This window comes from Rhodococcus aetherivorans, assembly GCF_025722975.1.
GTDB classification, from domain to species: domain Bacteria; phylum Actinomycetota; class Actinomycetes; order Mycobacteriales; family Mycobacteriaceae; genus Rhodococcus; species Rhodococcus aetherivorans.
The window spans coordinates 6122730-6132881 of the sequence record NZ_CP106982.1; the positions used below are offsets into that span (position 1 = coordinate 6122730).

Here is a 10152-nt window from a genome sequence, read left to right on the forward strand (position 1 = left end):
GGTGGCCGCACGGATGGGCGACGAGCGGTTCGACGAGCTCGTCGGAGAGGCCCTGGATCTGATCCCACCGGAACTCGCGCGGGCCATCGACAACGTGGTGGTGCTGGTCGAGCCCAGAAACGAGGAAGAGCCCGATCTGCTCGGGCTCTACCACGGGATCGCGCTCACCGAGCGCGACAGCCACTATGCGGGCGCGCTACCGGACACCGTGACCATCTATCGCGACGCCATCCTCGACATCTGCGACTCCGACGACGACGTGGTGCACGAGGTCGCGGTGACGGTCATTCACGAGATCGCTCACTACTTCGGAATCGAGGATGCTCGGCTGCACGAGCTGGGCTGGGGCTAGTGGACCCGTAACGGGGTCCGGTCGCGCCGTACTTCGGCTTGCGCTGCAGAAAGTGCGGACTGATCGTCGAAATGATCAGCAGGGCGAGCGTACCGATGATCACCTCTGCGACGACGATGTAGACGAAAGCAATACCGACGATCTTTGCGATCTCTTCCATGTCGATCACCTCCGGTCCGACCGTACCGCGGGACGGCCGTCCGGACGGGGTAACCGGGACGGCCGTTGCCGGGCGGCGTCACGGCCGCCCGGCAACGGTGTCCGGTCACTCGATGCGGTCGAGATCGATGCCCTTGGTTTCGCGGCTGCTCAGCACCGCGACGACGGTGATCATCATGGTCACCACCAGGTACGCGATGACGGTCCCGACGCCGAAGCGGTCGATGAGCCAGACGGCGATGAAGGGCGCAGGCGCGCCGGCGATGATGGACGACCCCTGGAACACGAGCGACGAGCCGGCGTACCGGTAGCGGGTCGGGAACAGTTCGGTGATCCAGGCCGCCTCCGGGCCGGCGAGAGCACCGTGGAAGAAGGCACCGACGCACACACCCACCCACAGCAGCGGCACGCTCTGCATCTGCACGAGCCAGAAGAAGACGGGCGCCCACACCACGAGCACCACGGCGGGCACCAGCATCGCGATGCGGCGGCCGACCCGGTCGGACCACCGGCCGCCACCGATCATGCCGACGAACTGGAACACCGACGCGAAGGTCACGGCCAGTATCACCTCGCCCCGCGCGAAGCCGTGGTAGGTGGTGGCGTACGCGATGACGAAGACGGTGTAGACGTAGAAGGCGATGTTCTCGCCGAGCCGCATGCCGATGCCGAGCAGCACCGGGCGCGGACGGGACAGCGCCTCGACGATGCTCGACCGGGACTCGGTGCGGCCGGCCGCGGAGGCCTGCGCCGCCCGGAACACCGGGGACTCCTCGACGCCGTGCCGGATCCAGAAGCCGATGATCAGGAGCGGAATCGCGAACAGGAACGCGATCCGCCAGCCCCATGCGTCGAACGAGTCGGCCGGGAGCAGGAACACCAGGGCCGAGACGACCACGGCGGCAAGCACGGTGCCCGACGGTGCGCCCGCCTGCGGCCAGGACGCCCAGAAGCCGCGGCGCTTCGGCTCGCCGTACTCGCTCACCAGCAGCACGGCCGCGCCGAATTCACCGCCGAGCGCGAAGCCCTGGATCATGCGCAGCGCGACGAGCAGGACGGTGGCCCAGATGCCGATCTGCTCGTAGGTCGGCAGCAGCCCGATCGACGCGGTGGCGGTGCCCAGCATCACGAAGGTGATCACGAGCATCGGCTTGCGGCCGAACCGGTCGCCGAGATGGCCGAAGACGATGCCGCCGAGCGGCCGGGCGATGAAGCCGAGGCCCTGGGTGGCAAGGGCGAGAAGCAACTTGGTGATGCCGTCGGATCCGGGGAAGAACAGCGGGCCGAGGACGGTGGCGGCGAGAATGCCGTAGATCGCGAAGTCGTACCACTCGAGCACGGCACCGGCCATGCTTCCGGTGAGGACCCGTTTGAAGCTGCTGCGTGGCACGTCCGGCGCGGTGGGCGCGGTGCGCACGGCGATCGGGTCGAGCGTAGATCCCATGACGGATCCTTTCGAAGGTCGGTGATTCAGAGTCGCAGGGCCAGCCGGTCGCCACAGGCACGCGAGCAGCAGGTCATCATCTGCCGGTTCGCCGCCCGCTCGGCCTTGGTCAGCACCGTGTCGCGGTGGTCGACCTCGCCGTCGAGGACGGCGACCTCGCACGAGCCGCAGAGGCCTTCCTCGCAGTCGCTGGGCACGTCGATGTTGTTGGCGCGCAACGCGTCGAGGACGGTCTGGGTGGGCTCGACCCGCACGGTCAGCCCCGAGTCACGCAGTTCGAGGTCGAAGGCGTGCTCGACGTCCGGATCGAGCGCCGCGAGGGACGAGGTGAAGTGCTCGACGTGCAGCGCCCCGTCGGGCCAGTTCCGGCTCGCGTCCTCGAGTCCGGCGAGCAGCCGCCCGGGCCCACACGCGTAGATCTGGACGCCGGGGGCGGGCTCGGCGAGGAGGGCGGCGAGGTCGATCCGGGTGCCTTCCTCGGACACGTGCAGGGCGGCCCGGTCACCGTGCCCGGCGACACGCTCGAGATAGGCCATGCCGGAACGGTTTCGGCCGCAGTAGTGCAGTTCGTAGCTCCACCCCCGGGCGCGGGCGTGGTCGGCCATGGCCAGGACTGGGGTGATGCCGATGCCGCCGGCGACGAACACGTAGTGCTCGGCGCCGGGGTCGAGCGCGAAATGGTTCCGAGGGCCGCGCATCCGGAGCGGGCTTCCCACCTCGAGCTGTTCGTGGATGTAGCGCGAACCGCCGCGGCTCTCGGGATCCAGGTGCACGGCGATCTCGTAGCTCGGCGCATCGGGCGCGCCGCACAGGGAGTACTGGCGCGACAGCGCGCCGAGGTCGAGGTCGATATGGGCGCCGGGAGTCCACGTGGGCAATGTCTTTCCGCCGGCGTCGCGCAGGACGAGGCGCAGCACATCGTCGGCGATCCGGTCCAGGCGCTCGACGGTGACGGTGCGGGACACCGCCCGGGCGGCGGGTTCTCCGATGGTGACCGGTTGATGCCGGTGCAGCACAGCAGGATCGGTGCGCTCGGGATTCGCCTGCGGATCCCACTGCACCCACACGTGGTCGGGTCCGCGGAAGGACGTATTCGGCAGGTAGGTGAACTCCTGGTCGGGTACGAGTTCCATGTGGGGAAGCCGCGTGGTGAGTTCCTCGAGGAAGATCTGCATCTCCATGCGGGCCAGGTTCTTGCCCATGCACTGGTGGCTGCCGTACCCGAAGGTGAGATGGTCGCTCGAGTTCGGGCGCCGGATGTCGAACTCGTCGGGGCGCTCGAAGTGGCGCTCGTCGTGGTTGGCGGACGCGTTGACGACGAGCAGCTTGGCGCCGGCGGGGATGTCGACGTCGCCGATGCGGGTGTCGGCGGTGGCCACCCGTCGCCACGCCGCCACGGACCCGGAGTGGCGCAGGCACTCCTCGACTGCGTTGGGGATCAGCGACGGATCCGCGCAGATCTCCTCCCACACCGCGCGGTTCTCGAGCAGCAGCTTGAACGCGTTCGCGGACGCGTTGGCCGTGGTCTCGTGCGCGGCGACGATGCCGGCCATCATCATCGAGTGCAGGTAGGAGTCGGTGACGACGTCCGGCATCTCCCGCTGCTTGCGGATCCCGTAGGGCATCCAGCCGTGTCCCGACGGGTCCTGCCGCATCTTCTCGAGCACCGTGCCCGCGTACTGCCAGAACCTGCCGACCGCCTCGGCGACGGCCACCTGCTCCTCGGGCGCGGGGCGGCCCCAGGTGTTCACGGTGTGCGCGATCGAGTACTTGCGCATCGTCGCCATGTCCTCCTCCGGCACGCCGAGGAAGTGCAGGGCGACGGTGAGCGGAACCTCCCACAGCATCTCGTCCACCAGGTCGGCCTTGCCGGATTCGACGAAGCGGTCGACGTATTCGCGCGTGAGCCGTCGCACCATCGCCTCGTGGTGCGCCAGTTCCTTCGGGGTGAACGGATCCATGAGCGCGCGGCGGCGCGGCATGTGGGCGGGCTCGTCCTCGTTCACGAGGGTCCGGGCCATGGCGTAGTCGTACCGGGCGAGGGTGGCGGTGGCCTCCGCCGAGACGGGAGTGATCTTCTCCAGCGCGATCGCCGGCGAGAACAGGATGTTGTCGCGGAACACCGCCTTCACATCCTCGTACCGGGTGACGACCCAGTAGCCGAGTTCGGGGCTGTAGAACACCGGCTCCTCGTCGCGGGACCAGCGCAGCGACTCGGCCGGATCGGTCTGGTACGCGGAACCGAACGGATCGAACGCCGCGGCGTTCGCCGACACCGGGCAGCCGCCCGCCAGGGCCGCGTGGTCGACGGGACACGCCGGCGCCGACGCCGGAACTGATGCACTCATGCTGACACCGAAAACCTCTCCAACAGCACTGTTACTTTTATCGAACAGTTTCGTCCTATATACGGACATGCAGCAGAGTAAGCGGCGTCACAGGAGAGGTCAAGTGGGATCCGCGGTCACAGCAGCCGGGCCCACGTCCGCAGGACTCCCCGGCACCCGCGCGGCCGCCGCCACCGAGCATCAGGACCGGACGTCACGAGCCGGTACCCGAGGCAGGTCCTGCCCCTTCGAGCACCTCCGCGCGCTCAGCCGGCGGCAGCGCCGAACCACTGGGTCAGCCGGCCGAGCAGATCCTGTTGATCGTCACCGGCCCACGCCACGTGGCCGTCGGGCCGCAGCAGCACCGCGGGCACGTCCAGTTCCTCGCTGACGTCGACGACGTGGTCGACCCGGTCGGCCCAGCCCGCCACGGAAAGCCGTCCGGTCTGGTCGAGGAGCAGTCCGCGGCCGCCGTGCATCAGTTCGTAGAGGCGACCCTGCTTCAGCCCCACGTCCCGCATCCGCCGGCCGAGCAGGTCGTGGCCCTCGCCGAAGTCGTAGCGGACCCCGACCGCGGTGATCATCTCGGTGACGTACCGGTTCACCTCCTCGAAGTCCATCAGCTTCGAGAACAGTTCCCGCAGCGCGATCACACCCGGATCGGTTCCCATCAGCGTGATCTGCGCGCGGGTGTTCTCGAGCACGCGGGCGCCCACCGGGTGCCGTTCGGCGTGGTAGCTGTCCAGCAGTCCCTCCGGAGCCCAGCCGCCCACTTCGGCGGCCAGTTTCCAGCCGAGGTTGAACGCGTCCTGGATGCCGAGGTTGAGTCCCTGCCCGCCGGTCGGCGGATGGATGTGTGCCGCGTCGCCCGCCAGCAGCACCCGCCCGACCCGGTAGCGCTCGGCCTGCCGGGTGGCGTCGCCGAACCGGGAGAGCCAGCGCGGCGAGTGCGCGCCGAAGTCGGTGCCGGCGATCGCCCGCAGCTGCTGGGTGAACTCGTCGAGGGTCGGTGCGGCCGCCCGGTCCTCGGCCACCCCGTCGGCGGGCACGATGACGCGGTACGCCCCGTCCCCGAGGGGTACGGCGCCGAACCGCAGATGGGTCTTGTGGACTTCCGCGACCACGGCGGCCACCGTCGCCGGGTCCTCGGTCAGCTCCATCTCACCGAGCAGCGTCTCGACCTTGCTGGGCTCGCCGGGGAAACCGACGCCGAGCAGCTTGCGCACCGTGCTGCGGCCGCCGTCGCAGCCGACGAGGTAGCGCGAGCGCAGCCGGGTACCGTCGGCCAGCTCGGCGCTCACCCCGTGGTCGTCCTGGCTCAGCCCGACCAGTTCGCAGCCGCGCCGGAGCTCGGCGCCGAGTTCGAGGGCGTGCTCGTTGAGCAGCCGTTCGGTGACCGGCTGCGGAGTGGCGAGGCCGTACGGGTGCGCCGTGTCCACCCGGTCCGGCCACGGCTTCATGATGCCGCCGAAGAGACCGCCGACCCGGAACTTCTCACTGACCGCGAGAAACCGGTCCAGCAGGCCGCGTTGGTCCATCATCTCGACGCTGCGCGCGTGCAGGCCCTGTCCGCGGGACTGCGCGGTCGGCTCCGTCGCCTTCTCGAGCACGAGCGTGTGCACGCCGTGCAGCCGCAACTCGGAGGCCAGCATCAAACCGGTCGGCCCGCCGCCGGTAACGATCACATCGATCATGAAAAATCCCCCGTTCGACAACGTTGTATTTCGGCCGGCTGCTCCACACAGTCCGGCGGGCCCGCACACCCGCACCCGGGCGCCGGGTGCCCGCAACCACCCGAGTCCTACCGGCGGTTGGACGCCCACCTCGCGAATCTCCCGTTTCCGCAGGTTCCGGCTTCGGCTGGCGATTCTGCAGCACCACCGGGGTCTTGCGGCAAGGCCCCCCGCGCGCTATATGTTGAAAGTGGCAAGGAGCCGATGACCTTCTTGCCTTTGCCTTCTCGGCGCCGACCACAGTTCCGTCCATCCCGGGCCGACGTCCGGGTGAACGACGATGGGAGTGTCAGTCGGTGAGCAGAGCGCTCAGCCGTGCCGCCGCGTCACCGACCGCGAGGGCCGCGGCATCGACGTCGAGACCGGCGATGGCCACCACCCCGACGCTGCACTCGAGGCCGGCCCCCCGCGGCGCGCGCACCCCGGCGGCGACACCCACGGCGCCGCGCTCGAGCTGTCCGCGCGTGACGCTGTAGCCGAGCGCCCGGGCCTGCTTCACCGCTTCGGGGTCCCGCGCGTCCTCGGGTCGCAGCGCGAGGATCGCGATCCCCGCCGCCCCGCGGTCGAGCGGGTGCCGGTTGCCCACCCGGTATCCCACGTGCAGGAGCGCCCCTTCCGGCTCCGCGACGAGGATGACGATGCACTCGTCCCCCTGCGCGGCGGACACGAAAGCCGTCGCCTGCGTGCGCTCGGCCAGGTCGTGCAGCACCGGACCGGCCGCATGCTGAAACTGGGGCACGAACCGCGACGCAAGGACGGCGGCACCGGCGCCGAGCCGGATCCGGCCGTCGTCGGCCCGCACCACCAGCGAGTGCGATTCGAGCGTTGCGACGATCCGGTAGGAGATCGCCCGCGCGATCCCGAGTTCCTTGGCGAGGTCCGCGACCGTGATACCGGCGGGCGAACGGGAGATGATGTCGAGCGCGCGCAGACCACGATCGAGGGTCTGCAGCGTGCTCATGGGTTCCTCCGTCCGTCGTGCCGGATCCGACCCTACCGGCGCGGGCGCCACCCCCGATGCAGCGCATTGCAACGCTTGAGCACCCCCCGCCGCACTGGTTCCCTTCGAGTGACACAGGTCACTATGGACGGGAGCCGGTATGAGCATCGAAGGCAAGGTCGCGCTGGTCACCGGCGCCGGGCAGGGCATCGGACGGGCGATCGCGCTGCGGCTGGCGGCGGACGGTGCGGACATCGCACTGCTCGACGTCGACGGCGGCAAGCTCGCCGCGGTCGAGGACGAGGTGCGGGCCGCCGGCTCGAAGGCGATCTCCGTCGTTGCGGACGTGACCGACCGCGAGCAGATCCGAGCCGCCGTCGACCGGACGGAGACCGAACTGGGCGGGTTCGACATCATCGTCAACAACGCCGGCATCGCACAGGTGAACCCCATCGCCGACGTGACACCGGAGGAGGTGTCCCGGATCATGGCGGTCAACGTCGAAGGCGTCCTCTGGGGCATCCAGATCGCCGCCGCCAAGTTCCGCGAGCGCGGGCACGGCGGCAAGATCATCAATGCGTCCTCGATCGCCGGCCACGAGGGCTTCGCGATGCTCGGGGTGTACTCCGCAACCAAGTTCGCCGTAAGGGCGCTCACCCAGGCCGCGGCCAAGGAATACGCGTCCGACGGAATCACCGTCAATGCCTACTGCCCCGGCGTCGTCGGCACCGACATGTGGGTCACCATCGACGAACGCTTCGCGGCATTGACCGGGGCACCGAAGGGAGCGACGTTCGAGAAGTTCGTCGGCGGCATCGCGCTCGGCCGCGCGCAGACGCCGGAGGACGTCGCGGCCTACGTCTCCTACCTGGCCGGCCCGGACTCCGACTACATGACCGGCCAGTCCGGGTTGATCGACGGCGGCCTGGTCTACCGGTGAGCCGAACCCGCTACACCGGAAGGAGACTCCCTTGTTGAGCAGAGCGGTACGGGCACTGGCGGTTCCCCTGCTCGTGTTCCTCGACCATGTGATGGCGCCGAAGTACTCCCCCGAGCTGTTCGCCCTCTCCGAGCAACTCGCGGGCCACACCGACTGAGGGGCACAGCCGGACTCGAGCAACGGCGGACCTCGGCATCGTTCGTCCACCCTCGCTGCCCCTCGCCCCCACAGGTTCGCCAGGACGGCCCGACGTTCCCCGTCGGGCCCGAAAGTTGGCGTGTAAGGCCTGTACTGCGTTGATCGATTGCGTGACGATGCAGTCGTGCACGGGCACTCAGTGGGACTTCCTGGCTCGGTGGCGGCGTACCGCGTCCGCATTGCCGCAACGGGCACTGCAATACGCCCGGCGGCCGTTGCGGCTGGTGTCGACGAACACTCGAACGCATCCCGCGTTCGCGCACGCGCCAAGACGACCCCCCTCGGCCTCGACGGTGAAGATCGCGAGCCCACCCGCGGTGACCGCCATCACACGCCCGACGAGGTCGTTCTCGTCCGGCGTGAAATGCAGATGAGGACGGTGGTTGTCGTGCGTGGTGAGATACACGCTGGCTACCCCGTCGAGCAGGAGGGCGTTGATCGACCGGCAGCGTTGCTCCTCGTCCGGCGCCACGAACACCGCCCGGAGCCGGGTCGTCCACCGACGCAGCGCCGGCACGTCGCTCTTGTCGACATCCGACCACCGGATCACGTGCTCGCGAAACACGGCCTGGACCTCCGGGACGGTCCACACGCCCCTCTCCCCGAGGTTCACGAGGTCCGCGGCCAGCAGCGCACCGGTCATGTTGTCATGGTTGAACTGCACTGACCGATTGCACCACGGTGGTCGCGTGCACCTGGTCACCACCGCCGTTCTCCCCATCGTTCTCATCCTCGCCCTGGGCGCAGTCCTCCGTCGCCGTGTCGTCACCGACGCCGGCTTCTGGCGCGGGATGGAGTGGCTGAGCTACCACGTGTTCACACCTGCGCTGTTCGTCGAATCGATCGCACGGACCCCGTTGCGGGAGGTATCGCCGGTCCCGTTGCTTCTCAGTTTGTCCATCCCGGTCCTGGCTGTGTCCGTGTTGCTCGTCGCCCTTCGTCGACCACTACGGGCCGAAGGACCGCAGCTCACGTCGCTGGTGCAAGGAAGCATCCGCATCAACACCTACATCGGGCTGGTGTTCGCCTCGGCGCTCGAAGGCACCGGCGGAGTAGCCGACTTCGCACTCGCGGCATCGGTGATGGTTCCGTTGGTCAACGTCGTGTCGGTCACCGCGCTGTCGTTCTACGGTGCCCGCGATCACGCGGCTGCAATGTCGAGTACGTGGCGCCACCTGGGCACCAATCCCTTGATTCTGGGATGCGTTGCGGGTCTGACGCTCAACCTCACCGGCATCGGATTGCCCCCGGCGATTGCGGTACCGGTGGAGATGTTGGCAGAACCCGCACTTGTCACCGGCACACTCGTGGCAGGGGCGGCGATCACCCTTCGGGTGCGGCTCCGCGACGGCCTCGACATCACCATCGCGTCGACGATCAAACTGGTCGCCCTTCCCCTGTCGGCCGCCGCCCTCGCAAGTGCACTGGGATTGACCGCCGCAGCCCTGACCGCCGTCGTGCTCATCTGCGCCGTCCCCACCGCGCCCTCGGCGTACATTCTCGCCAGGCGTATGGGCGGCGACTCGCAACTGATGGCGTCCATCACCGGAGCGCAGACAGTCCTGTCCGTAGTAACTCTGCCCCTGATCCTTCACCTGACCACAGCGACCTGACCCACGACGACAACGGCGTGATGCACCACCGGGAAGCGACCTCGCCCGCACAGCGACCGCCGACGCCGAGACATCTCGCCGCGCCGCCCCGGCCGACGCATCCATGCAGGCCGAGTAAACAGTCGGTCGGCTCGAAACTCGGACGATTACGCAGAGAGCTCAGCCCCGACGGCGCCCCCGCCCCGCCTGACAGGCGTTCCTGCCCGCACGCACAGGAGCAGTCGTATACACCACGTCTCCAGCACCACACATTGCTATCCGACCAGCTCCAGGCGGTGAACGACCCACGCTCGAGGACGGCTGGTCCCACGGGCCCCTCGCCCGCAGGTCCCCACGAGGCCGACCTCACCCTCGGCGTGCGTTTGACTTTGTGCGGCGCGTCACATAACTTATCGACTGCTAACCGAACGATCGATTGGCTACACACGTTCGCAGGAAGGGCAGCC

General features: G+C 68.8%; 9 protein-coding genes. 4 read left to right on the forward strand and 5 right to left on the reverse strand.

Annotation, left to right across the window (positions count from 1 at the left end):
- Nucleotides 1–13: 13 nt before the first annotated feature.
- Nucleotides 14–352 (forward strand): metallopeptidase family protein, encoded by a 339-nt coding sequence (locus OCS65_RS28005; protein ID WP_006944538.1) that lies wholly within the window; start codon nt 14–16, stop codon nt 350–352.
- Nucleotides 353–617: 265 nt separating this feature from the next.
- Here the strand turns inward: OCS65_RS28005 and OCS65_RS28010 are convergent, their stop codons facing one another.
- The 4 genes from OCS65_RS28010 to OCS65_RS28025 all read right to left on the reverse strand — a co-directional run bounded on the left by OCS65_RS28010 (nt 618) and on the right by OCS65_RS28025 (nt 6976).
- Nucleotides 618–1955, reverse strand: a complete 1338-nt coding sequence (locus tag OCS65_RS28010) for an MFS transporter (protein ID WP_006944540.1) — start codon at nt 1953–1955, stop codon at nt 618–620.
- A gap of 26 nt (nt 1956–1981) precedes the next feature.
- Nucleotides 1982–4303, reverse strand: coding sequence for a cytochrome P450/oxidoreductase (locus OCS65_RS28015; protein ID WP_043798771.1), 2322 nt, complete (start codon nt 4301–4303; stop codon nt 1982–1984).
- A gap of 245 nt (nt 4304–4548) precedes the next feature.
- Nucleotides 4549–5976 carry a rifampin monooxygenase gene (gene rox / locus OCS65_RS28020; RefSeq protein WP_263508346.1) on the reverse strand — a complete coding sequence of 476 codons (1428 nt, stop codon included), beginning with the start codon at nt 5974–5976 and terminating at the stop codon, nt 4549–4551.
- Nucleotides 5977–6304: 328 nt separating this feature from the next.
- Nucleotides 6305–6976 (reverse strand): IclR family transcriptional regulator, encoded by a 672-nt coding sequence (locus OCS65_RS28025; protein WP_006944546.1) that lies wholly within the window; start codon nt 6974–6976, stop codon nt 6305–6307.
- A 139-nt stretch (nt 6977–7115) separates the two neighbouring features.
- On the opposite strand from OCS65_RS28025, the gene OCS65_RS28030 reads away from it, so the two are divergent.
- Nucleotides 7116–7895: an acetoin reductase gene (locus OCS65_RS28030; RefSeq protein ID WP_185713443.1), complete on the forward strand. Its 780-nt coding sequence runs from the start codon at nt 7116–7118 to the stop codon at nt 7893–7895.
- Between the two features lie 34 nt (nt 7896–7929).
- Entirely contained in the window at nt 7930–8052 is a 123-nt protein-coding gene (locus OCS65_RS28035) for a hypothetical protein (protein WP_258008691.1), read from the forward strand.
- Nucleotides 8053–8229: 177 nt separating this feature from the next.
- Here OCS65_RS28035 and OCS65_RS28040 read toward each other — a convergent pair whose 3' ends face one another.
- A complete protein-coding gene (locus OCS65_RS28040; protein ID WP_239010524.1) occupies nt 8230–8736 on the reverse strand; it encodes a CGNR zinc finger domain-containing protein in 507 nt (168 codons plus the stop codon).
- 46 nt (nt 8737–8782) lie between these two features.
- Here OCS65_RS28040 and OCS65_RS28045 point away from each other — a divergent pair, with 46 nt between their 5' ends.
- The gene (locus OCS65_RS28045) at nt 8783–9706 is read left to right on the forward strand and encodes an AEC family transporter (protein ID WP_185713441.1); all 924 of its coding nucleotides are present in this window, start codon (nt 8783–8785) and stop codon (nt 9704–9706) included.
- The last annotated feature ends 446 nt before the right edge of the window (nt 9707–10152 follow it).